Origin of the sequence: Stutzerimonas nosocomialis, assembly GCF_005876855.1 — a bacterium.
Taxonomy (GTDB): domain Bacteria; phylum Pseudomonadota; class Gammaproteobacteria; order Pseudomonadales; family Pseudomonadaceae; genus Stutzerimonas; species Stutzerimonas nosocomialis.
In genome coordinates this window covers 84,382-107,020 of sequence record NZ_QLAE01000012.1, presented here as the reverse complement: position 1 = coordinate 107,020, position 22,639 = coordinate 84,382, and the positions used below count along the sequence as shown (strand labels likewise).

The following is a 22,639-nucleotide window of genomic DNA, read 5'->3' as shown; positions in this document are numbered from 1 at the left end:
CAGATCGATCAGACCAGCGCTTCGCCGACGTGCAACAGCTTCATGCTGTTGGTGCCGCCGATGGTGTGGTAGCTGTCGCCCTTGGTCAGGATCACCCAGTCGCCCGGCTGCACGAGGCCGCGCTGCAGCAGCTCGTTCACCGCGGCCTGGCTGACGCTCTCGCTGCGCTCGAGGGATGGATCGAACGGGATGGTGTACACGCCGCGGAACAGCGCCACCCGTGCCTGGGTTTCGCGGTTCGGCGCGAAGGCATAGATAGGCACCGACGACCGGATGCGCGACATGATCAGCGGGGTGAAGCCGCTCTCGGTCAGGCTGATGATGGCCTTGACGCCGGGGAAGTGGTTGGCCGTGTACATCGCCGCGAGCGCGATGCTTTCGTCGCAACGGTCGAAGCTGTGGCCCAGGCGGTGGCTCGACTTCTGGCTGGTGGGATGCTTCTCGGCGCCGAGGCAGACCCGGGCCATGGCCTTGACCGCTTCGACCGGATAGGCACCGGCGGCGCTTTCGGCAGAGAGCATCACCGCGTCGGTGTAGTCGAGCACGGCGTTGGCCACGTCGGAGACTTCGGCGCGGGTCGGCATCGGGTTGGAAATCATCGACTCCATCATCTGGGTCGCGGTGATCACCGCCTTGTTGTAGCGGCGCGCGTGCAGAATGATCTTCTTCTGGATGCCAACCAGCTCCGCATCGCCGACCTCGACGCCCAGGTCGCCGCGGGCGACCATGACCGCATCGCTGGCGCGAATCAGGCCGTCGAGCGCCTCGTCGTCGGCCACCGCCTCGGCCCGCTCGATCTTGGCGACCAGCCAGGCCGTGCCACCGGCTTCGTCACGCAGGCGGCGCGCCAGTTCCATGTCGGCAGCGTCGCGCGGGAAGGACACGGCCAGGTAGTCGAGTTCCATTTCCGCCGCCAGCTTGATGTCGGCCTTGTCCTTGGCGGTCAGGGCCGGAGCGGTCAGGCCGCCGCCGCGACGGTTGATGCCCTTGTGGTCCGACAGCGGGCCGCCGATCAGGACCTTGCAGTGCAGCTCGTCGGCGGTCTTGTGCTCGACGCACATCACCACGCGGCCGTCGTCGAGCAGCAGCTCGTCGTTGACCGAGCAGTCGTTGATCAGGTCCGGGTAGTCGATGCCCACCACTTCCTGGGTACCGGCGTCACGCGGGTGGGTAACGGAGAAGCGGAACAGGTCGCCTTCCTTGAGTTCGATGCGCTTGTTGGCGAATTTGGCGATGCGGATCTTCGGGCCTTGCAGGTCGCCGAGCAGCGCCACGTAGCGCCCGTGCTTGGCAGCGATGTCGCGGATCAGGCGTGCCCGGGCCTTGTGCTCGTCCGGCGTGCCGTGGGAAAAGTTGAGGCGTGCGACATTGAGCCCGGCGAGGATCAGTTGCTCGATCACTTCCGGGGAGTTGCTGGCGGGGCCGAGGGTGGCGACGATTTTGGTACGACGCGAGGTCATGCAAAGACTCCTTGTTCTGGCTGGTCTGGAGGCTACTACGCGCTGAGGCTGTAGTCATCGTTGCGCGGCACTACTCTTTGCAGGGCACCTTTGGCATGGCCGCCGCCGGGCAGAGGCGGCTGGAGATTCCGTCCGGCCGGTCGATAACGTCCTCAACGGAGGATCCCCATGCGCACTTTCATTCTGATTACCCTGGCCGTTCTGGCCACCGGCTGCAGCACCCGGAGTTCCCTCGACCGGCACTTGGACGAGGCCTACCAGTATTACGAGCGGGGCGATTGCGACAAGACGATGCTCTCGCTGTCCCAGGCCGAGCGCCGCAGCCGGGCGCGCAGCTACGTGCAGCCGGAAATATCGCTGTTGCGTGGCCAGTGCCTGGAGCGGCAGGGCCTGTTCGTCGATGCGGCGCAGACATACCAGTTCATCATTAGCCGTTATCCGGCCAGCGAGTACGCGTTCCGCTCGCGCGCCAGGCTGGAGACGTTGCGACAGTTGGGGCATTATCAGCCAAGCGAGACGGCGAAGACCCTTCCGGTCAAGCCTTAGGTTGCTCGCGGTCCAAACCAGGGAGAGGTCTGTGCGAGCGTTGTTGTGGATGGCGTTGGCGTTTCCGCTGGTGGCATCGGCGCAGATCTACCGCTGGACCGACGCACAGGGACGCGTGCAGTTCGGCCAGACGCCGCCGGCCGGCGCCGAGCGGGTAGAGGTCAGGCCACAGGTCATGGAGCGGGACGAGGCGGTGCAGGAGCGGCTGCAGCGGACCGAGCGTCTGTTCGAGGCCCGTCGGCAGGAACAGCAGGCCGCCGGGGAGAAGGCGCAGAGGGCTCGGGCCGAGCGTGACGAGCATTGTCGACGTCTTCGCCACGAGCTTGCGCAGCTGGCCGATGGCGGACGTTTCTTCCGCACCGACGAGCGGGGCGAGCGGCAGTACTACAGCGAGACTCAGGTCGAGTCTGCGCGGCACTATTTGGCAGGCAGGATCAGCCGGGACTGCGGCGGCTGACTGGCCGTAAAGCAATGCAGCAGCCATACTGGCAGCAGGTGGGGGAGGTCTGACATGCTCAACCAACGGCGTATCGAACGACACCAGTTGCCCTATTACCTCAAGGTTTTCAACCGTATCACCGACAAGCCGATGGGGTTCATCGGCAACCTGTCGGAGAAGGGGCTGATGCTCATCAGCCCCTATCCCATGCTGGTCAACGCGCGATTCGACATGCGCCTGAAAATCCCCGGCCAGGGTGGGCGCCTTCGCTACGTGGACTTTTCCGCGACCTGCCAATGGACGCACGAAGACGTGACGCCGGGCAGCTTCGACTCGGGCTTCGCCCTGATCGCGCCGTCGGCCGAATTCGTCGGCATGATCAACGCGCTGCGGCATTACTTCAGTTTCCAGCCATTCGTGCCGAGCGGCAGCGGTTCGCCGAGCCCGGCGTGGCGCGAGGGCGACGGCTACATGGAAACCGATCGGGTCGGCTCCGACCCGGCGCGTTGAGCGCCGGCAAGGTTCAGAGCGTGCCGGCCTTCTTCCAGGCCAGGTAGCGGGCGACGATCTCGGGTCCAAGCTCGGCAGGGCGGACGTCCAGAACCGGTACGCCATGGGCCGTCAGCCGCTCGTGCAGGGCGTTGCGTGCATTGAGGTAGTCGACCGTGCCGCAATAGGCGAGCGCCTGATCGTATCCCTCGACCGGCGTGTGGCGCAGCCGATCGAGCACCTCTTCCCTCAGGCTGACCACCAGTACGCGATGCTGGCGGGACAGGCGGCGCACCGCGGTCAGCAGGTGTGCATCGTCGTCGTCCCTGAGATTGCTCAGCAGTATCACGAGGGCGCGTCGGCGCTGGCGCGCCAGTACATCGTCCACGGCGGTGGCGAAGTCCGACGCGAGCGTGCTGCTGTGCAGGTCGTACAGAGCATTGAGCAGTGTGCTCAGGTGCGCCGCCCCCTTGGCCGGGGCGACGAAGCGCGGCTGCTGCGTGGCGAAGGCCGAAATGCCAACCGCATCCCCCTGGCGCAGGGCGACGTGGCTGAGCAGCAGGCAGGCATCGAGGGCGTGGTCGAAATGCGAGCGCTCGGCGTCCTGGCTGCGCATCCTGCGGCCGCCATCGAGCATGAACAGGATCTGCTGATCGCGTTCGTCCTGGTATTCGCGGGCGATCGGCGTGCGTTTGCGCGCCGTGGCCTTCCAGTCGATCTGACGGAGCGTGTCACCGTCGCGGAATTCGCGCAGTTGATGGAATTCCATCCCGAGGCCGCGGCGAGGCTGCTGCCGGACGCCGAGCTGGCTGAGCCAGTTGTCCACCGCAGTGAGTTGCGCACCGTGCAGCCTGGCGAAATCGGGGTAGACCCGCGTCTGGGCGGGCAGCGCAAGGAGCCGCCGCATCCGCCAGAGGCCCAGTGGGCTCGGCAGGCGGATCTCGCAGGTCTGGAAAGAGAAATGACCCCGGGCGGCAGGGCGGAGGAAGTAGCCGAGTTCCCCGCGTTCTCCGGGTCGCAGCGTGATCCGCTGCGGCAGCCCTTCGACCGCCATCCCCGACGGTGCATGATCGAACACCTCGAGGGTGATCGGTTGCGCGAAGCGATGCTGGAACGCCAGGCGCACCTCGCTGCTGCGACCGAGCGGCAGGTTGCCTGCCAGGCTTCGCGTCGGTTCGGGCGTCGGCAAGCGACGCAACCGGAGCGCGTCGAGCGCGGCAACGGCCAGCGTCGCGAGCAGCAGACCCCACCACAGGCTGTCCAGCACCCCGGGCAGGGCGACGCCGAGGGCGGGCAATGCGCCGAGCAGAACGGCGAGCAGCAGCAGAGCGGCCGTCAGGAGGATCAGCCGGCGGGTGGGATTCATCGCGCTGGCGTCCGGATCACAGGCGAGGCGCCGGAATCTGGTCGAGCAGCTGGCGCAGCACCTGGTCGGTCGAGAGCCCCTCGATATCCAGCTCCGGCGACAGCCGCACGCGATGGCGCAGCACGGGCAGGGCGCAGGCCTTGATGTCGTCCGGCGTGACGAACTCGCCGCCGCGCAGCAGGGCCCGGGCCCGCCCGCCGCGCACCAGCGCGATGGATGCCCGCGGGCCTGCGCCGAGGGTGAGCCCGGGCCAGGAGCGGGTGGCCCTCGCCAGGCGCACGGCATATTCGAGCACCTGCTCGTCGATGGGCAGGTCGGCGGCGATCTTCTGCAGCGCGAGGACGTCGCGGGCCTGCAACAGGCTGCGCAGCGGGGTGACCTCCAGCATGTCGCCCTTGGCCGAGCGCGTCACCTGGCGGACCAGGGTCATCTCTTCGTCGGCCTGCGGGTAGTCCATGCGCAGCATCAGCATGAAGCGGTCGAGCTCGGCCTCGGGCAGCGGATAGGTCCCTTCCTGCTCGATGGGGTTCTGCGTGGCCATCACCAGGAAGGGTTGCGGAACGGCCAGGGCACGTCCTTCGAGGGTGATCTGGCGCTCCTGCATGACTTCCAGCAGGGCGGCCTGCGTCTTCGCCGGCGCCCGGTTGATCTCGTCCGCGAGCAGCAGGTTGGTGAATGCCGGCCCCTTGCGCAGCTTGAACTGCTCGCTCTGCAGGTCATAGACCGCATGGCCGGTGACATCGCTGGGCATCAGGTCGGGGGTGAACTGGATGCGCGCGAACTCGCCGCCGAAACAGCGCGCCAAGGCGCGGATGAGCAGTGTCTTGCCGAGGCCCGGTACCCCTTCGATGAGCACGTGGCCACCGGCGATGAGCGCGGTGAGTACGCCTTCGACGACTTCGTTCTGACCGATCAGGGCCTTGTGCAGCTCCTGCTCGAGAACCTGGGCGAGCTGGCTGGCGCGTGCACGCTGGCTACTGGGCGTCGCCGCCGGCGGTGTACTGGCGGTCGGTTCGGGTGTCTGTTCGCTCATAGGGCATTCCTGAGGTTTTGCAGGTGGGCGACCTGGCGGGTGAAGTCGAGGGGGCGGATACGTTCGGCGGGCAGCGGCCGCATCGCCTGGCTGATGGCGTTGACCGGCAGCCTGCTCAGCCGGCCGAGCACCTGCCATTGTTCGGCGACCGGGAGGCGTTCGAAACCGGGGTGTCGGTGGCGCGCGCGTCGCTGGATATCCTTTTGCAGACCCAGCAGCAGACGCTGCGGCCCGCTGCGGCGCAGCAGGAAGTCCGCGGTCCCGCGAAGGTGCTCCTGCAACTGGCGGCGTGCGGGGCTCGGCGGAATCTGGATCGGGCCCTGGCGCTGCGCGTGATGCCAGAGCAGCAGGGCGAGCATCAGCAGCAGGGCTGTCAGTGCCTCCGGGAAATGCTCGAGCAGCAGCCGGGCGAGACTCTCGTGATCGGCACGGTAGATCAGGGTCACGGCGCTGTCCTGGGTCAGGTACCAGAGCAGCCAGGCATGGTCGTACTGGCCGATCTTGCGGTTCTGCCAGATCCAGGCGTCGGTCAGCACCGTCACCAGGCCATCGCCATGCTGCAACTGAAGCATGTGGGTGGCCGCGGCGCTGTTGGCCCAGGCATGTGCGCGATTGCCGGCGTCGTAGAGGTGATAGGCGGTGTCGAAGGCGACGTAGGCGGGCGCCTGTTCGTTCTCCAGATACAGCTTGGTCAGTTCGGGATAGGGCTCGGCAGCCTCGGGGTCGTCCACCTTGCCGGCATCTTCGGCTGACAGTTCATCGGTCTCGTACTGCTCGAGCTCCAGGCTGTCGAGCAACAGGTCGCCGCTCCTGCCGTCGTCTTCGTCCCACAGGCGCTCGGCGACGAAGACCAGGTGACCGCCGCTTGCGGCCCATTCGAGCAGTTGGCGCGACTGACGCGGGCTCATGCGGCTGCGGTCGCCGAGCAGCAACAGGGTGTTGCCGGGGCCGGTCAGGCCCCGGACGGCTTCCAGGTCGTCATTGCGCCGGGTGGCTATGCCCCGTTCACGCAGAAAGGCTTCGGCGGCGAGATAGGGGTTGGCCCTGGCCTCGGGCGCCGGGCCGTGCTCGATGATCTCCTCGTAGGGCTGCAGCCGCCCTTGCAGGTAGTAACCCAGCAGGGCCACCAGCACGGCGGCCGCCAGCGCGAGTGTCAGCTTGATCCGCACGGTCATGGCGCGCTATCCCGCGTCGCATGGCTTGTTCCGAACAGGTCGCGCCAGGTGCCGCACAGCTGGTCCCTGACCGAGGCGGCGGGCATGTGATGGCCGTACGCCGCGTTCTGCCAGTGCAGGGTCAATAGCCGGGCGAAATCATGCAGCGGCGGTTGCTCCAGCGCTCGTATCCGGGCGATCACCTCGCCTTCGGTATCGGCGTCTTTCAGCGGCAGGCGATGGACCTGCACCAGGTGGCTGAGCAGTGCGCGATAGAGCAGGCCAAGGGCCTCGCGCGGGTTCTCGGCCCACAGGCGTTCGGCCTCGCCGGCGACATCCGTGGGCAGGCTTTTGGGGGCGAGTTCCAGGCCGAAGCGTTGCGTGGGCGTTTCCGGCGGCGGGCGTTGAGCCAGGCCCAGGCGTGAGCCGAATACCTGCAGCCAGGTGCGATACCGCCAGCAGAGCAGGAAGAAGCCGGCGATCACGGCGGCCCAGAGCACCGCTTCGAGGACCTGGGCGACGACGTCCAGGCTCTTCCACAGGTCGGCCAGGCGGGAGAAGGCGTCGAGCAGGCCCTTGCCGCTGTCCCTGCCGTCCGCGTCCTGCGCCGGGTCGCCGAACCGCCAGCGCGTAACGGTCTCCCGGTGCTCGAAGGGCGGGTTGTCGAGGATCTTCTGGATCTGCTCGCTGGCGGCCTTGCTGGTCAGCGGCTGGCTGAGCAGGCGCTCGGCTTTCGGGCTCTCCTCGCTGGCGAGCTCGGCGTCTTGGGTGGCGGCCGGTTGTTGCGCGAGGGCCTCTCCCGTCGGCAGGGCAGTCCACAGGCCGATCGCGATCAGCAACGCCGGTACCACCCCGGCCAGGCGCCGCTGCAGGCGTCTGAAGCCCAGTTCGATGTCCCAGCCTTCCAGAATAGTGCGTCGATTGAGGTAGAGGCTGAAGCCGCAGGCCACGTAGATCGGCTCCCAGACGACGAGCACCAGCACGTACAGCAGGTTGCTCAGGTGCTCGAGCCAGAGCCATTGCTGATCGTCGCCGAGCAGGTCGCTCCAGCTCCAGTTGTCCATCAGCTGGGCGGGCAGCATGACATAGAGCGCCGCGAGCAGGCCCAGCCAGAGGGCGGTCTCCAGGTGCATGCCGACGATGGTCAGCCAGGTGGCGGTGCCGCTGCCCTGCTGGGCCAGCACGGCGAGACGCTGACGCCTGGCCCGGCCGGACAGCCCCTCGAGCTGGATGACCGGTAGGTCGAAGCTGCGGGTCGTGCTGAAGCGGCGCCAGGTGATGCTGGCCAGCCACTGGCTGCGCAGGGCGGACGGCAGGGCCGCGAGGCTTTGCCTGAGCGTCGGCGTGTCGCCGAACAGGGCACGGGAAAGGATCAGCAGCGGCAGGCGCTCGTAGAGCGGCTTGAGCCACCAGAACAGCACGAACGCGACCCCCGGGTATTGCCAGAACAGCAGGCTGAGCGCCGTGAACACCGGCAGGGTCAGCAACGCCCAGCTGAGCATCAGGAGCGGGGCGTGCCGCCGTGCCAGCAGGGTGCCGAGGTCGAGCGCCTCCCAGGTGCTACGCGGGCGGATCGCCATGGTCGCATCACTCAGGCGCATGCGAGCTCCGGCCGGCCAGCGACAGGTAGAGCCCGACCAGTGCCCAGAGGGCCGCGCCGACCAGGTATTTGATGGTCGTCGAGGTATAGGTCATCGACGACCAGTAGGCCTCGACGAAGGCGGCGATGAGAAGAAGGACCACCGCGCCGGCGATGAGCCCGATGGCCCGTTTCGCCGCCATGCGCAGGGCCTCGCCCCGGCTGTGTCGCCCCGGCGCGATCAGCGCCCAGCCCAGCTTCAACCCCGCCGCTCCGGCGAGGGTGATGGCGGTCAGCTCGAACGCGCCATGGCCGATCACGAACGACCAGAAGGGCTGGTGATAGCCGATTTCGGTCAGGTGTCCGGCGATCGCGCCGATGGTGAGGCCGTTGAACAGCAGGAAGAACAGCGTGCCGATGCCGAAAAGCAGGCCGCTGGCGAAGGTCTGAAAGGCGATGCCGATGTTGTTCATGATGTAGTAGCCGAACATCAGCCAGTCATCGCCCGAGCCCCGCTCGGAAAAACGGCCGAGACGGCTCGCATCCGGGTCGTACATCGATTCCATCTGGCTCACCTGGTCGGCGCCCATCAGGCTGTACACCAGGTCGGGGAAGAGATAGACCAGCACGCCCATCAGCACCAGGCTGCCGTAGAACAGCAGGCTGGCGGCCAGCAGTGCGCGCCACTCGTGGCGTACCAGGCGCGGGAATCCACTCAGGACGAATCCGAGCAGGTCTGCCAATAAATGGCTTCGGTGACGGTAGAACTGCTGGTGCCCGCGCATCGCCAGCTGCCTGAGTTGGTCGATCAGGTAGCTGCTGTAGCCGCGCGATTCGGCCAGTGCCAGGTGCTGGCAGATGCGACGGTAGGCGGCGGGGAAGTCATCCACCGGCTGGCTGGGCTTGCGGCCGCGCTCGAGCAGTTCGAGCTGCGCCGAAAAGCGCTGCCACTCCTGCTGATGACGGGCTTCGAACAGACTCTGTTTCATGTCGGGCCCAGCAAGCCGCGGGCGATCGCCTGGATGCGCGCTTCGCTCTGTTCCGGCGCCACCTGCAGGGGCCCGGCCAGTATCGCTGCCAGCTCCTGGCGCCTGGGGGCGGACAGCCCGGCCTGGCGCTCGGCGTAGCTCATCAGCACGCGCTGCTCATCGATCGACAGGGGGACGGGGGTGTGCATGGCCTCGATCTCCGGCAGTGGTGGCCGGCTCGGCGGCTGCTCGCGGTACACCACCAGGGTTCCGGCCGCCAGGTCGCCGAGGCGTTTGAAGGACGGGTGCGCCAGGCAACTGAGGGCACCGAGGAAATAGCCGAAGGGCAGCAGATCGACGAAGCGCAGCAGATTGCGCGTCAGGGAGGCGGGCCAGCCGACGGGCGTGCCGTCGTCGTGCACCACGCGCAGCCCCATCCACTGCTTGCCGGGCGTGCGGCCCTGGTTCAGGACTTCGAACAGCACCATGTACCACCATTGCACGAGGAACAGCATGATGGCGCCGAGCCCCATGCCGAACTTCCCCATCAGGGTCAGCAGCAGGGCGAGGACGCCGAGGATCGCACCCCGTATGGCCAGATCCAGGGCGAAGGCGAGCGCGCGAGGAACCAGCCCGGCGGGGCGCAGCACCAGATCGATCCCTTCGGGTGTCTCGATCCTGTGGCTGTTGTCCAGTGGCGCTGGAAGGGAAGAACTGGCGGGTGACAAAGAGTGGACTCGTTCGGCGGCGTCGAGCAAAGCCAGATGCTATGCGGCACCGCGGCGGGAATCAATTGAAGACTGGCCAAAGGCCGCTTGCAGGATGTCGCCGCCGGGCTGGGCGGCGCAATGGGCCGGTGACGCGTTCGGCACCGGTGGAAGTCGGCGTCGTCGGTGTCCGCGGCTGGGGTAGACTCGCGGCAACGCATGGAAGGATCGATCACGTGACGCCGACTATCTTCTGGTACGACTACGAAACCACCGGCATTTCGCCGCGCTGCGACCGCCCGCTGCAGGTCGCCGGCATACGTACCAACGAGGCGCTGGAGGAGGTCGGCGAGCCCCTGAATCTGTACTGTCGGCCGAGCGACGACATCCTGCCCCATCCCGCCGCCTGCCTGGTGACCGGCATCACCCCGGCGACGCTCGAGCGCCAGGGGCTGTGCGAGGCGCACTTCATGACGCGTCTGCACGCCGAACTGGCGCAGCCGGGTACCTGTACCGCCGGCTACAACAGCATCCGCTTCGACGATGAAGTCACGCGCCATGGCCTGTACCGCACCTTCTTCGACCCCTATGCCCGGGAGTGGCAGGGCGGCAACAGCCGCTGGGACCTCATCGATCTGGTGAGGGCCGCCTATGCCCTGCGCCCGGAGGGGCTGGTCTGGCCGCAAGACGACGGCCGGGTGAGTCTGAAGCTGGAGCGCCTGAGCGTGGCCAATGGCCTGGAGCACCTGCAGGCGCACGATGCCTTGTCCGACGTGCGCGCGACCATCGCGCTGGCTCGCCTGGTCCGTGACCGGCAACCGCGCCTGTACGACTACCTGTATCGGCTCAGGCGCAAGCAGCAGGTACTCGAGCAGATCCAGCTGCTCAAACCCTTCGTGCATGTGTCCGGGCGCTTTTCGGCGGCGCGGCATTTCCTCTCCGTCGTGCTGCCGCTCGCCTGGCATCCGGTCAACCGCAATGCGCTGATCGTCTGCGATCTGCAGGCCGACCCCTCGCCGCTGTGGCGCGAGTCGGCCCAGACCTTGCGCAAGCGGCTCTATACCCGCCGCGATGAACTGGGGGACGAGCTGCCGGTACCGCTGAAACTGATCCATGTGAATCGCTGCCCGGTGATCGCGCCCATGGGCGTGCTGCGCCAGGAAGACATCCAGCGGCTGGAATTGGATGTCGATGGCTGCCATCGCAACGCCGAGTCGCTGCGTGCGCATCAGCCGGACTGGCAGGACAGGCTCGAGGAAATCTACCGGGAAGACCCCGTGCCCGGCCCCGACGATACCGAACAACTGCTGTACGACGGTTTCATTGGTGATCGTGACCGCAGGCTGTGCGAACGGGTGCGCAATGCGCAGCCTCATGAACTCGCAGGCCAATGGGGCTTCGCCGATCCGCGGTTGGCGGAGCTGCTGTTCCGTTACCGGGCGCGAAACTTCCCGGAGTCGCTGAGTGCAGAAGAAAGGCAGCAGTGGTGGGCGTTCTGCAGGCGACGCTTGAGCGAGCCGGAGTGTGGCGCGCCGAACACCCTGGAGCGCTTCGAGGCGCAGGCCGGTCAGTTGCTGGAGGGGGCGAGCGCGGATCAGGCCAACCTGCTGCGCCAATGGCAGGCGCACGCCGAGCAGCTGCGCATTCGCTACGGTTTGTAAGTAAAACGCCGGTTCTCCCGGTTATTCAAAAGTGCTCTTTCGAATAACCGGGAGAACCGGCGTTTGGTGTCGCGGTGACCTCGAGCGTTCACAAACCGCTCAGCTGATAAATGACCGATGGGTCATGACCGTGAGTCGGCTGGCGCTCCGAGATTTGTGCTACTTGCTCAGCCCAGCAGGGTCGACCAACCTTCGACGGTATCTGCGCCCCACTTGGCCTTCCACTCTTTCAAGGTCTTGTGGTTGCCGCCTTTGGTTTCGATGACTTCACCGGAGTGCGGGTTCTTATACTGCTTTACGCGACGAGCGCGCTTGCTTGGCGCTGGAGCCTTGGCAGTGCGGTTGTTAGTGCGAGTGTTCTTCGCCTCGGGATCGAGCAGGGCGATAATGTCGCGCAGCGATTTCTGGTACTGGCCCATCAGCTCCCGCAGCTTGCCCTCGAACTCAAGTTCCTTTTGCAGCTTGTCATCCTGCGACATGTTTTTCAGGCGCTCCTGAAGTTCCTTGATGGCTTCTTCGGTAGCGCGGTATTCGTTGATAAGCGACATGTGGGCTTCCCTGATATGAGGATAAGGTTAAGGTTGTCCGTAATGGTAATCACGCAAATGCGGCAAGTAAATATAGCTTGGTAAATTACCGTTGTCGTATTGCGGATTTAAGTTGCGGCGTTTTTCCGGTGCCGACGAGTCTCGGACAACTTATTTATTGATTTGTCTTGCCGCGACAGGTGCCGTTTTGCTGGCTTATGCCGAGGCATTAGCGCGAAACGGCGATGGCTGCGATTTTACCCCTTGGGATAGAATGCGCGCCTCACGAACCGCGGAGTTACCTTAGATGCGTACTTTCAGGCTGGTCATTGCCTGCCCGGATGGCGTTGGCATCGTCGCCAAGGTCAGTAATTTTCTCGCCACCTACAACGGATGGATTACCGAGGCGAGTCATCATTCCGACAGCCAGAGTGGCTGGTTCTTCATGCGTCATGAAATCCGTGCCGATTCATTGCCTTTCGACCTGGACGGATTCCGCCAGGCCTTTGCTCCCATCGCCCGGGAGTTCTCGATGGAGTGGCGCATCAGCGATTCGGAGCAGCGCAAGCGGGTGGTGCTGATGGCGAGCCGCGAATCCCATTGCCTGGCGGACCTGCTGCATCGCTGGCACAGCGGCGAACTCGATTGCGATATCCCCTGCGTGATCGCCAACCACGACGCGCTGCGCAGCATGGTCGAGTGGCACGGAATTCCCTATTTCCACGTTCCGGTCGAGGCAGGGCGCAAGGAAGAGGCCTTTGCCGAAGTATCGCGTCTGGTCCGGGCCCATGAGGCCGACGTGATCGTGCTGGCGCGTTACATGCAGATCCTGCCGCCCGATCTGTGCCAGCAGTTCGCTCAGCAGGTGATCAACATCCACCACAGCTTCCTGCCGTCGTTCGTGGGTGCCAAGCCCTATCATCAGGCCTCGCTCAGAGGCGTGAAACTCATCGGCGCGACCTGCCACTACGTCACCGAAGAATTGGATGCCGGGCCGATCATCGAGCAGGATGTCGTGCGAGTGACGCACCGGGACAGCATCGAAGACATGGTCCGGTTGGGCAAGGACGTCGAAAAGATGGTGTTGTCACGCGGGCTGCGTTATCACCTCGAGGACCGCGTTCTCGTACACGACAACAAAACTGTCGTATTCAATTAAGCATGAGCACTCCCTGGGACAAAGCGACGAGCAAGGCGCCACCGACTATCGGTGAAGGCTGTGTTCGTCGTTATGATCCCGAAGAACTCGGCGAGCATCACGGCACGGAGTTTCCGGAGGCGGAGCAGTTATGGCGACGCTTGCAGGAAAAAGCCACCGAAGAGCGGGACTCGGCGGATAAGACGCCGTCGAAGGACGCTTGAGGGCAGACGGCGAAGGAGTGCCGTTCAACTTCCACGGTCAGTGCGCTGCGCCAATGCGGTGCAATTAGCCGTGCACTTCAAAGGGACTTGTCTTCGGACTCGTTCTGCAGTTTCTCCCGCTCCAGTTTCTGCAGTTCTTCCTTGAATGCCTGGTCCTGGACGCTGGCTTTCTTGCGCCAGGGTTTGCGTTCGGGCTCAACTTGGGCGGCGTAGGTGGTGATCTCTCCGCCATAGATAGTCTTGTATCGCTGCGCCTGGCGTTCGAGTTCGATGCGCAGTTCATCTTTGGTCACGTTCGGTCTTTCGCTCTTTCAGGAGTTGATCTGCTCTGTGCAGGGTGGCGTATTGAAAGCAGATTGTTTGTGGGTTTCAAGATAAAACTGTTTGTCACGACGACCGGGACGACGCAGAGAGGAAGTAGGTCGCTGCTGCAGTGTGCTCCGGTGCACGGCGTGAATTATGGCGGCATCGATGCACTTGCACGCGTTCGACTGCCCATAAAAAAGCCCCCTGCCTTACGGGAGGGGGCTTTTCGGAGCTCGTCGTTTAACGGGCTACATTGGCTTCGACGTCGCCTTCGGCGCGGCCGTACACGTCATCGAGGCGCTCGATGTCGTCCTCGCCGAGGTAGCTGCCCGACTGGACTTCGATGATTTCCAGCGGGATCTTGCCCGGGTTGGCCAGGCGGTGAACCGAGGTCACCGGAATGTAGGTGGACTGGTTCTCGGTCAGCAGGAAGGTCTTGTCGTTGCAGGTGACCTGCGCGGTACCGGATACGACGATCCAGTGCTCGGCGCGGTGGTGGTGCATCTGCAGCGACAGGCTGGCGCCCGGGTTGACGCAGATCCGCTTGACCTGGAAGCGACCGCCCATGTCCACCGAGTCGTACCAGCCCCAGGGGCGGTAAACGGCGCAGTGGTTGTGGGTCTCGGAACGTTCCTTGGCGTCGAGGGCGTTGACCAGCTTCTTGACGTCCTGGACCTTGTCCTTGTGCGCCACCATCAGGGCGTCCTTGGTTTCCACCACGACCACGTCGTCCATGCCCAGCACGGTGACCAGCTTGCCGTTGCTGTGGATCAGGCTGTTATGGGTGTCCATTGCGACGACGTCGCCCTTGACCACGTTGCCGTTCTCGTCCTTGGCGTGAACGTCCCAGATCGAGGACCAGGAGCCGACGTCGCTCCAGCCTGCCGACATCGGTACGACGCAGGCCAGCTGGGTCTTTTCCATCACGGCGTAGTCGATCGAGTTGTCTGGGCAGCAGGCGAAGGTGGCCGGGTCGATGAGAACTTCTTCACCGTTGTGCAGGCTGCGTTCGAGCGCGGCCCAGCAGGTGTCGTAGATGTCCGGATCGTGCTGCTTGAGCTCGTCGAGGAAGACGCTGGCGCGGAACAGGAACATGCCGCTGTTCCAGAAATAGTCGCCCGACTCGACGAACTGCTGGGCGCGCGCTTCGTCGGGCTTTTCAACGAACTGCATGACGCGATTGACGCCGTTGGGCAGGCCGTCGCGCTCGGAAAGGTCGCACTTGATGTAGCCGAAACCGGTCTCGGGGCGGGTCGCCGGGATGCCGAACAGCACCAGCTTGCCACGCTCGGCGGCGTTGGTGGCCAGGGCGAGCGAGCGCTGGAAGGCTTTCTGGTCTTCGATGACGTGGTCGGCGGGGAGGACCAGCAGGAGTTCGTCGCGACCCTGCTCGATGAGCTTCATGGCGGAGATGGCGATGGCCGGCGCGGTGTTGCGGCCGAAGGGCTCGAGCATCAGGCTCTGCACCGACAGCTTGCGGTTCTGCAGCTGCTCCTTGACGATGAAGCGGTGTTCCTTGTTGCACACCAGTACGGGTTGCTGCATGCCTTCGAACGCGAGGCGCTCGACGGTCTGCTGGAACAGGCTCTGTTCGCCGGTCAGTGCCAGGAACTGCTTCGGAAACTGTTTGCGGGACAGAGGCCAAAGCCGGGAACCGCTACCACCTGAAAGAATAACCGGGATCATGTGTGTTCTCCTGAATCGATTCGTTTGAAGTCTTTTCTTGTCCGATTAGCGCAGCGCAAGGCCGCGTTGATGCGTCGCTCTTTTTTGAGCTATCAGGTTCCACGGGCCGCGGAGTAGCGTTCCACGACTGAAAAGCCAAGGCGTGCCCGACGAGGCGCGAGCCCCAGGCAGCCAATGTTTCTTCTCGCCCTGCCGGCGAGTGGGGTGATGTGAGCGACCTGGCCGATGCCGGTGCTCCTGTTGGTTCTATCCACTGAACAGGGCGAGCGCAGTACCTCGCCACGACAGTTCGACTGACCGGCAAAGAACTGCTTTGCCGTGGATAGTCCGCGCACGAAAGGATCAGTCGTATCCAACGAGCGTCGAGACGCCGACTTGCCATCGCAAGCGGAGTGCCCAAAATTCCGGAGCCGCGGGGTGATCGCGTCGTGATCGCTGCCGGCGGCTGAAGCGGGCAATGCCTGTCGCGCTTCGGTTCGGAATGTAAAACACGATTGTTCGATGACCCGGGGCACATTCATGTGCGACGTCCCTTTCCAATCTGGAATTGTCGGTACGCGCTTATGATGCTGGTGCCCCGGGATAGTTCCCGGGCATTCGCTTTTGCGCCAAAAGGCCATGGGGCGCGCGCGCTCGTTCCGGCGTCGCGGCAGTTGCCGTCCGGTATGCAAAAGCAGGCTGGGTTTCGCGAGGGGGACGGGGCGGCGAGAACGACCGCCCCGGAGGGAGACGGAAGGGGAGGCGGTCAGTCCGCCGGTTCGTCACGGAGGAACACCAGACGGTCCTCGGTCGAGCGCTCTTCGCTGAAGCGGTAGCCCTGGTCGTCGAACGTCTTGAGCTGCTCGACGTCACGTATCCGGTGCTTGATCACATGGCGGGCCATCAGGCCGCGTGCCTTCTTGGCGTAGAAGCTGATGATCTTGTAGTCGCCGTTTTTCAGGTCGCGAAACTCGGTCTCTATCACGCGGGCGGCGAGCGCCTTTCGTTTGACGGCGGAGAAGTATTCGTTCGACGCCAGGTTGAGCAGGACATCGTCGCCCTGTTCGCGCAGGGCTTCGTTCAGCCATTCGCTGATGCGTTCGCCCCAGAAGGCGTAGAGATCCTTGCCGCGGACGTTGGAGAGCTTGGTGCCCATCTCCAGCCGGTAGGGCTGCATCAGGTCCAGCGGACGCAGGACGCCATAGAGCCCCGAGAGCATGCGCAGGTGCTTCTGCGCGAAGTCGAAGTCCTCTTCGCTGAAGTCCTGGGCGGCCAGTCCCGTATAGACGTCGCCCTTGAAGGCCAGGATCGCCTGGCGTGCGTTCTCCGGTGTGAACTGCCGGTCCCAGCTGCCATAACGCGCCACGTTGAGCGACGCGAGCTTGTCGGACAGGTGCATCAGTTCGGCGATGTCCTGGGGCGAAAGCTCGCGAAGCTCATCGATCAGCACCTGGGCGTGCTCCAGGTGCTGCGGTTGGGTGTGGCGTCGGGTGGCAGGGGGCGTCTCGTAATCGAGGGTCTTGGCGGGGGATATCACCATCAACATCTGCGGTCTCCATCAAATGGTGCCGATTCTAGGCGTGATGGGTCTTGCGGCTCCAGCTATCGGCGCGATTGACCGGCGCGGCGCTTGACCTTCCCCCTGCGGCAAGGAGCAAGCTGTGTCGAGTTACGAGGAGAGCGCCGATGACCGATTGCAACCACTCCCACTGGCATCCTTCGCATGATTACCGGCCCTTGGAGCGCCAATCCGAGCGCCAGGCCTGGCTCGTGGTGGCCCTGACCGGAGCGACGATGATCCTGGAGATCGGGGCGGGCTACCTGTTCAACTCGATGGCGTTGCTGGCCGACGGCTGGCACATGGCATCGCACATGGTGGCGATCGGTCTGGCGGCACTGGCCTACGCGCTGGCCAGGCGCTATGCCGGTGATCGCCGCTTTGCCTTCGGCACCTGGAAGATCGAGGTGCTGGCCGGGTTTGCCAGTGCCCTGCTGCTGGTCGTGGTGGCGGTGCTGATGCTCGGCGAATCGATCTGGCGGTTCTGGTCGCCTGCGCAGATCGCTTACGACGAGGCGCTCTGGGTGGCGGTGATCGGTCTGCTGGTCAACCTCTGGTCCGCGTGGCTGCTGCGTGACCGCCATGAGCACGGACATGCCCACGCTCACGGAGATCATGGCGAGGGCCGCCGGCACGGACATGGCAAGGACCTCAACCGTCAGGCCGCCTTCGTGCATGTGCTGACCGATGGGCTGACCTCGGTGGCGGCGATCGTCGCCTTGCTCGGGGTGAAGTATTACGGCTGGAACTGGCTGGACCCGCTGATGGGCGTGCTCGGCGCGCTGGTGATCGGGGTATGGGCCAAGGGCCTGCTGCTCGAGACCGCCAAGGCGCTGCTCGATCGGGAAATGGACGATCCGCTGGCGGCGAGGGTTCGGCATGCGCTCGAGCAGCTGCCCGATACCGAAGTGGTGGACCTGCACCTGTGGCGGGTGGGGCGGGCGCAGTACGGCTGTATCCTCAGTGTCGTCACCCACGGGGATCGTTCGGCGGACGATTACAAGGCGGCGTTGCAGGGCTTTGCCGAGGTCGTCCACGCCACCGTGGAGGTCAATCGCTGCGCGCTTTCGAGCGATTGCACAGGGCCCGGACTCGGGACTCTAGCGCGCTGAGCGCGAGGGCGCCAAGCGTATTTCGTCGTGCCGAAAAAAAAGCCCCCTCGGGTCGAAAAAGCCTTTCGCCGGTCATGATTTTTACGGTATTACCAGAGCCAGACCGCCGAAACCTGCGACACAGGTGGCGGCCTCGGGATGCTCCGAACCCACTGGCTCCCCAAGTCCGCTCACCTTGCGCATGGCGGTTCGTATGCGACGGAGCGACGTCTGCTCCGCGCTCGGCCAGACGAGAAAGGTGACCCGCGTATGGATGATTACGGCAGACCCCGCGCTACGCAGCCCACGCTCTACGTGCTCGACACCAATGTGCTGATTCACGATCCCAACGCGTTGCTGAACTTTCAGGAGCACCACGTCGCGGTACCCATGACCGTTCTCGAGGAGCTGGACCAGCTCAAGACCGGCAAGCACACGGTGGCCGCCGAATGCCGCCAGGCGATTCGTCTGATCGACAAGGTGCTCGGCGAGGCGACGCCCGAGGAAGTGGAAATGGGGGTGCCGATCCAGCGCGGCGCGAGCGGGCCGTGCGGTTGCCTGTCCATTCTGATGAGCAAGCGCGCCGAGCCGGTCACCTGGCTCCCCGAAGACCTCAACGACAACAAGATCATCAACCAGGTGGTCGAGTTGAAGGCCCGCCGCGGTGGCACGCCGGTGGTGCTGGTCACCAAGGACATCAACATGCGCCTCAAGGCGCGGGCCTGCGGCGTGGCCGCCGAGGATTACCACACCGACCAGCTGGTGGACGACATCGGCCAGCTGTCGCGCGGCTACCACGACATGAGCGGCTCCTTCTGGGACCGCGTCAGCAAGGTCGAGACCCGCCAGGACCACGGCCGGACCTGGCACCGGGTGCAGCTGACCGACAACCTGCCCGCCGTGCACGTGAACGAGTTCATCCTCGACGAGCAGGGCTTCGTCGGCTGGGTGAAGGGCATCAAGGCCGACGAGCTGCTGATTCTCGATCTTCATCAGGAGCCTTTGCTGCATCAGGAAGCCTGGGGGCTGCGGCCGCGTGACATCTACCAGGCGCTGGCGCTTTTCGCGCTGCTCGATCCGGACATCCACCTGGTCAATCTGTCGGGGGCGGCCGGCTCGGGCAAGACGATCCTGGCCCTGGCCGCGGCGATCGAGCAGAGCATGGTGAGCAAGCGCTACCGGCGGATCATCGCGACGCGCAGCGTCCAGGGGCTCGACGAGGACATCGGCTTCCTGCCCGGCACCGAGGCGGAAAAGATGGAGCCCTGGCTCGGCGCCATCACCGACAATCTCGAGGCCCTGCACATGGAGGACGAGAGCACCCATGGCAGCGTCGATTACATCCTCAGCAAGGTGCCGCTGCAGTTCAAATCGCTCAACTACATCCGCGGACGCAGCTTCCAGCAGAGCCTGATCCTGATCGACGAGTGCCAGAACCTGACTCCGCACCAGATGAAGACCATCATCACCCGTGCCGGTAGCGGCTCCAAGGTCGTGTGCCTGGGCAACCTGGCGCAGATCGACACGCCTTATCTGTCCGCCACCAGTTCGGGGCTCACCTACCTGACCGAACGTTTCAAGGACTTTCCCCACGGCGTCCATATCACCCTGCAGGGCGTCCCTCGCTCGGTGCTGGCCGAATACGCCGAAGCCCACATGTAGCGACATCAGGGCCCGGAATGAAGCCGTCCTGCCGGTATACAATGGGCGGCGTTCATTCCCGGAGTACCTCTTATGCTTACCCACCTGGATTCGCAGGGCCGCGCCAACATGGTCGACGTCACCGAAAAGGCGGTGACCTCCCGCGAGGCGACGGCCGAAGCGCTGGTGCGCATGCAGCCCGACACCTTGCGCATGATCGAGGAGGGCGGCCATCCCAAGGGCGACGTGTTCGCCGTCGCGCGTATCGCCGGGATCCAGGCCGCGAAGAAAACCCACGAGCTGATCCCGCTGTGCCATCCCTTGCTACTGACCAGCATCAAGGTCGAGCTCGACGCGCTGGGCGAAGATCGGGTACGCATCGTCGCGCGCTGCAAGCTGGCGGGGCAGACGGGCGTCGAGATGGAGGCGCTGACGGCGGCAAGCGTCGCGGCACTCACCCTTTACGACATGTGCAAGGCGGTGGATCGCGGGATGGTCATCGAAGGCGTCAGGCTGCTGGAAAAACGCGGCGGCAAGAGTGGTCACTGGGAGGTGCCGGAATGATTCGCGTGCAGTACTTTGCCCGCTACCGCGAAGCGCTCGGGCTCGATGGGGAGCAACTGAGCTGGGAGCCCACCCTGGCCAGCCTCGATGCGCTTCGCCAGTTTCTGCTGGCGCGCGGCGGCGTCTGGTCGCTGATGGCCGAGCCGAACCTGATGTGCGCGCGCAACCAGGAGCTCTGCTCGCTGGACGAGCCGCTCGAGGACGGCGACGAGGTCGCCTTCTTTCCAACCGTAACGGGAGGCTGAATGGCCGTTCGGGTGCAACAGCAGCAGTTCGATCCAGGCGTCGAAGTGAACGCCCTGCACTCGGCCAATCTGGGTGTGGGCGCGGTCGCCAGTTTCGTCGGCTACGTGCGGGACTTCAACGACGGCCATGAGGTGTCCGGCCTGTTTCTCGAGCATGCGCCCGGCATGACCGAGCATGCGCTGGAAAAGATCGCCACCGAGGCCCGCGAGCGGTGGCCGCTGCTGGCGCTGGAGATCCTGCACCGGGTCGGGCGTCTCGAGCCGGGTGATCCGATCGTGTTCGTCGGCGCCGCCAGTGCCCACCGCGATGCGGCATTCGATGCCTGCCGCTTCGTGATGGACTATCTCAAGACCCGCGCGCCGTTCTGGAAGAAGGAAGACACGCCCGAGGGCGCGCGCTGGGTGGAAGGTCGCGCGAGCGACGAGGCCGCCGCCCAGGGCTGGTCGTCGCAGGGCTGATCAGCCGAAGGTGATGTACACCTTGTAGAGCAACGACGAGAGCATGCAGACGACGCCCAGGCTCAGCAGGCCGACGCCCCACTCCTTGTCCCGGCAATTGAAGCCCACGCCGAACAGCAGGAAGCCGGCGACGATCAGCAGTAGCATCCAATGGAAGGTATCCATCCGAATTCTCCTCTGGCCCGGATTCGATACCTGAAACTATAGACGGCCGTTGCGATGAGGGTCTGATCTGGGTCATGCCCGGTCGATGCAGCATGAAAAAAGGCGAAGCCTTCGCTTCGCCTTTTGCGTACCGGTCACCGCGTGCGCGGTACGGGCTTGAGCAGCGTGTCGGGGGGCATTTCGCAGTGGATCTTGCGGCCGAGCAGCTCCTCGATCGGGGGCAGGGCGAAGGCGTCGTCTTCACCGGCGAAGCTGATCGAGGTACCGCTGGTGCCGGCCCGCCCGGTCCGTCCGATGCGGTGAACGTAGTCGTCCGGATCTTCCGGCAGGGTGAAGTTGATCACGTGGCTGATGCCGTCGACATGGATTCCGCGCCCGGCGACGTCGGTGGCCACCAGAACGCGAATCTTGCCCTCGCGAAACCCTTCCAGCACCTTGATGCGCTTGTGCTGGGGAACGTCCCCGGACATCTGCGCCGCGCTGATGCCGTCGCGGGTCAGGCGTTCCTCGATGCGGCGTACCTCGTCCTTGCGGTTGGCGAAGACCATGACCCGCTCCCAGTCGTTCTGGCTGACGAGGTTGTACAGCAGCTTGTACTTGTCGCTGCTGGCCACGGCATAGACATGCTGTTCGACCGTGTCGCTGGCGACGTTCTCCGGCTCGATTTCGACGATCGCCGGGTTCACCGTCCACTGTTTGGCCAGGTTCATCACGTCTTCGGTGAAGGTGGCCGAGAACAGGAGCGTCTGGCGCTCGCCCTTCATGGGCGTCTGGCGAATGATCTGGCGTACCTGCGGGATGAAGCCCATGTCCAGCATCCGGTCGGCTTCGTCCAGGACCATCACCTCGACCATGTCCAGGTGCACCTCGCCGCGCTGGTTGAAGTCCAGCAGGCGTCCGGGCGTGGCCACCAGGATGTCGCAGTAGCGTGATTCGAGCTGCTTGAGCTGCTTGTCGAAGTCCATTCCGCCCACGAAGCTCATGACGTTCAGGCCGCTGTACTTGGTCAGGGCCAGCGCGTCCTTGGCGATCTGCACCACCAGTTCGCGGGTCGGCGCGATGATCAGCGCGCGCGGCTCACCCATGTAGCGCTCTTTGGGTGGTGGCGTCTGCTGCAGCTGGCTGATGATCGAAATGAGGAAGGCCGCGGTCTTGCCGGTGCCGGTCTGGGCGCGGCCGATGGCGTCGCGGCCCTTGAGCGTGTAACCCAGCACCTGGGCCTGGATCGGCGTGCAATAGGGAAAGCCCAGGTCCTGAATCGCGTGCATCAGCTCCGGTGTCAGGTCGAAGTCGTGAAAGCGAGTCTTGCCTTCGACCGGCTCGACCTGGAAGTCCTCCAGCTTCCACGCGGGCACCGGCGGTTTGACGGGCTTGGCGTGGGTGGGCTTGCTGGACGGTCGCGGTGCGCGCGATTCGGCGGCGGGTTCGCTTTGCGGGCGGCTCGGGGGCGTTGCGGCCGTGGCCTGACTGTCGTCTTGGCGGGTGCGAACTGCTGGCTCGGCGGACTGCTCGGGCGAGCCCTTGGCGAAGATGTTCTTGAGTGCTTTGAGCACGGTCTTCTCGTCATTGATTGATAAGGTCACCGCTCAGTGTAATGCAAGACGCAGGCAGGGCGAAGCCCGCGCCGAGCTTGGCTTGCGGCGCGACCTTCGGT

24 protein-coding genes are annotated in these 22,639 nt (G+C 64.9%); 11 read left to right on the top strand and 13 right to left on the bottom strand.

The window, feature by feature from the left end; genetic code table 11:
- Positions 1 to 8 precede the first annotated feature (8 nt).
- On the bottom strand, positions 9 to 1,460 hold the full coding sequence (gene pyk / locus DN824_RS10040; protein WP_138408264.1) for a pyruvate kinase: 1,452 nt from the start codon (positions 1,458 to 1,460) through the stop codon (positions 9 to 11).
- Between the two features lie 168 nt (positions 1,461 to 1,628).
- On the opposite strand from pyk, the gene DN824_RS10035 reads away from it, so the two are divergent.
- From DN824_RS10035 to DN824_RS10025, 3 genes are read left to right on the top strand one after another with little or no spacing between them, the layout of a single operon-like run.
- Positions 1,629 to 2,006, top strand: a complete 378-nt coding sequence (locus DN824_RS10035; protein ID WP_138408263.1) for a tetratricopeptide repeat protein — start codon at positions 1,629 to 1,631, stop codon at positions 2,004 to 2,006.
- 31 nt (positions 2,007 to 2,037) lie between these two features.
- Positions 2,038 to 2,463 (top strand): DUF4124 domain-containing protein, encoded by a 426-nt coding sequence (locus tag DN824_RS10030; protein WP_138408262.1) that lies wholly within the window; start codon positions 2,038 to 2,040, stop codon positions 2,461 to 2,463.
- Between the two features lie 54 nt (positions 2,464 to 2,517).
- The gene (locus DN824_RS10025; RefSeq protein ID WP_138408261.1) at positions 2,518 to 2,955 is read left to right on the top strand and encodes a PilZ domain-containing protein; all 438 of its coding nucleotides are present in this window, start codon (positions 2,518 to 2,520) and stop codon (positions 2,953 to 2,955) included.
- Between the two features lie 13 nt (positions 2,956 to 2,968).
- Here DN824_RS10025 and DN824_RS10020 read toward each other — a convergent pair whose 3' ends face one another.
- From DN824_RS10020 to DN824_RS09995, 6 genes are read right to left on the bottom strand one after another with little or no spacing between them, the layout of a single operon-like run.
- Positions 2,969 to 4,300: a DUF58 domain-containing protein gene (locus DN824_RS10020; protein ID WP_138408260.1), complete on the bottom strand. Its 1,332-nt coding sequence runs from the start codon at positions 4,298 to 4,300 to the stop codon at positions 2,969 to 2,971.
- 16 nt (positions 4,301 to 4,316) lie between these two features.
- Positions 4,317 to 5,333 (bottom strand): AAA family ATPase, encoded by a 1,017-nt coding sequence (locus tag DN824_RS10015; RefSeq protein ID WP_138408259.1) that lies wholly within the window; start codon positions 5,331 to 5,333, stop codon positions 4,317 to 4,319.
- Positions 5,330 to 6,508 (bottom strand): DUF4350 domain-containing protein, encoded by a 1,179-nt coding sequence (locus DN824_RS10010; RefSeq protein ID WP_138408258.1) that lies wholly within the window; start codon positions 6,506 to 6,508, stop codon positions 5,330 to 5,332. The genes DN824_RS10015 and DN824_RS10010 overlap by 4 nt, the downstream gene beginning before the upstream one ends.
- The gene (locus DN824_RS10005; RefSeq protein ID WP_138408257.1) at positions 6,505 to 8,088 is read right to left on the bottom strand and encodes a DUF4129 domain-containing protein; all 1,584 of its coding nucleotides are present in this window, start codon (positions 8,086 to 8,088) and stop codon (positions 6,505 to 6,507) included. Before DN824_RS10005 ends, DN824_RS10010 begins: the two co-directional genes overlap by 4 nt.
- Positions 8,075 to 9,055, bottom strand: a complete 981-nt coding sequence (locus tag DN824_RS10000; protein WP_138408256.1) for a stage II sporulation protein M — start codon at positions 9,053 to 9,055, stop codon at positions 8,075 to 8,077. The genes DN824_RS10005 and DN824_RS10000 overlap by 14 nt, the downstream gene beginning before the upstream one ends.
- A complete protein-coding gene (locus DN824_RS09995) occupies positions 9,052 to 9,762 on the bottom strand; it encodes an RDD family protein (protein WP_138408255.1) in 711 nt (236 codons plus the stop codon). The genes DN824_RS10000 and DN824_RS09995 overlap by 4 nt, the downstream gene beginning before the upstream one ends.
- 215 nt (positions 9,763 to 9,977) lie before the next feature.
- Here DN824_RS09995 and sbcB point away from each other — a divergent pair, with 215 nt between their 5' ends.
- A complete protein-coding gene (gene sbcB, locus DN824_RS09990; protein ID WP_138408254.1) occupies positions 9,978 to 11,402 on the top strand; it encodes an exodeoxyribonuclease I in 1,425 nt (474 codons plus the stop codon).
- Between the two features lie 167 nt (positions 11,403 to 11,569).
- Here sbcB and mvaT read toward each other — a convergent pair whose 3' ends face one another.
- A complete protein-coding gene (mvaT, locus tag DN824_RS09985; RefSeq protein WP_138408253.1) occupies positions 11,570 to 11,950 on the bottom strand; it encodes a histone-like nucleoid-structuring protein MvaT in 381 nt (126 codons plus the stop codon).
- Between the two features lie 286 nt (positions 11,951 to 12,236).
- On the opposite strand from mvaT, the gene purU reads away from it, so the two are divergent.
- Together purU and DN824_RS09975 are read left to right on the top strand one after the other, a co-directional pair.
- A complete protein-coding gene (purU, locus tag DN824_RS09980; RefSeq protein WP_138408252.1) occupies positions 12,237 to 13,088 on the top strand; it encodes a formyltetrahydrofolate deformylase in 852 nt (283 codons plus the stop codon).
- 2 nt (positions 13,089 to 13,090) lie between these two features.
- Complete coding sequence (locus DN824_RS09975) at positions 13,091 to 13,291, top strand: hypothetical protein (protein WP_138408251.1); 201 nt, start codon at positions 13,091 to 13,093, stop codon at positions 13,289 to 13,291.
- Positions 13,292 to 13,368: 77 nt separating this feature from the next.
- Here the strand turns inward: DN824_RS09975 and DN824_RS09970 are convergent, their stop codons facing one another.
- The 3 genes from DN824_RS09970 to yaaA form a co-directional block, all read right to left on the bottom strand.
- Complete coding sequence (locus DN824_RS09970; protein ID WP_138408250.1) at positions 13,369 to 13,584, bottom strand: hypothetical protein; 216 nt, start codon at positions 13,582 to 13,584, stop codon at positions 13,369 to 13,371.
- Positions 13,585 to 13,837: 253 nt separating this feature from the next.
- The gene (locus tag DN824_RS09965) at positions 13,838 to 15,283 is read right to left on the bottom strand and encodes a mannose-1-phosphate guanylyltransferase/mannose-6-phosphate isomerase (RefSeq protein WP_138408249.1); all 1,446 of its coding nucleotides are present in this window, start codon (positions 15,281 to 15,283) and stop codon (positions 13,838 to 13,840) included.
- 745 nt (positions 15,284 to 16,028) lie between these two features.
- Positions 16,029 to 16,808, bottom strand: coding sequence for a peroxide stress protein YaaA (gene yaaA, locus DN824_RS09960; protein ID WP_138408248.1), 780 nt, complete (start codon positions 16,806 to 16,808; stop codon positions 16,029 to 16,031).
- A gap of 140 nt (positions 16,809 to 16,948) precedes the next feature.
- Between yaaA and dmeF the strand changes: the two genes are divergently transcribed.
- From dmeF to moaE, 5 genes are all read left to right on the top strand, one after another.
- A complete protein-coding gene (gene dmeF / locus DN824_RS09955; RefSeq protein ID WP_138408247.1) occupies positions 16,949 to 17,932 on the top strand; it encodes a CDF family Co(II)/Ni(II) efflux transporter DmeF in 984 nt (327 codons plus the stop codon).
- A gap of 249 nt (positions 17,933 to 18,181) precedes the next feature.
- On the top strand, positions 18,182 to 19,573 hold the full coding sequence (locus tag DN824_RS09950; RefSeq protein ID WP_138408246.1) for a PhoH family protein: 1,392 nt from the start codon (positions 18,182 to 18,184) through the stop codon (positions 19,571 to 19,573).
- A gap of 72 nt (positions 19,574 to 19,645) precedes the next feature.
- Positions 19,646 to 20,116 carry a cyclic pyranopterin monophosphate synthase MoaC gene (gene moaC / locus DN824_RS09945; protein WP_138408245.1) on the top strand — a complete coding sequence of 157 codons (471 nt, stop codon included), beginning with the start codon at positions 19,646 to 19,648 and terminating at the stop codon, positions 20,114 to 20,116.
- Positions 20,113 to 20,361, top strand: a complete 249-nt coding sequence (locus DN824_RS09940) for a MoaD/ThiS family protein (protein WP_138408244.1) — start codon at positions 20,113 to 20,115, stop codon at positions 20,359 to 20,361. The genes moaC and DN824_RS09940 overlap by 4 nt, the downstream gene beginning before the upstream one ends.
- Positions 20,362 to 20,820 carry a molybdopterin synthase catalytic subunit MoaE gene (gene moaE / locus DN824_RS09935; protein WP_138408243.1) on the top strand — a complete coding sequence of 153 codons (459 nt, stop codon included), beginning with the start codon at positions 20,362 to 20,364 and terminating at the stop codon, positions 20,818 to 20,820.
- On the opposite strand, the gene DN824_RS22550 is transcribed toward moaE, so the two are convergent.
- Positions 20,821 to 20,985, bottom strand: a complete 165-nt coding sequence (locus DN824_RS22550; protein ID WP_174236491.1) for a hypothetical protein — start codon at positions 20,983 to 20,985, stop codon at positions 20,821 to 20,823.
- Between the two features lie 134 nt (positions 20,986 to 21,119).
- The gene (gene rhlB, locus DN824_RS09930) at positions 21,120 to 22,538 is read right to left on the bottom strand and encodes an ATP-dependent RNA helicase RhlB (RefSeq protein WP_138408242.1); all 1,419 of its coding nucleotides are present in this window, start codon (positions 22,536 to 22,538) and stop codon (positions 21,120 to 21,122) included.
- Between the last annotated feature and the right edge of the window lie 101 nt (positions 22,539 to 22,639).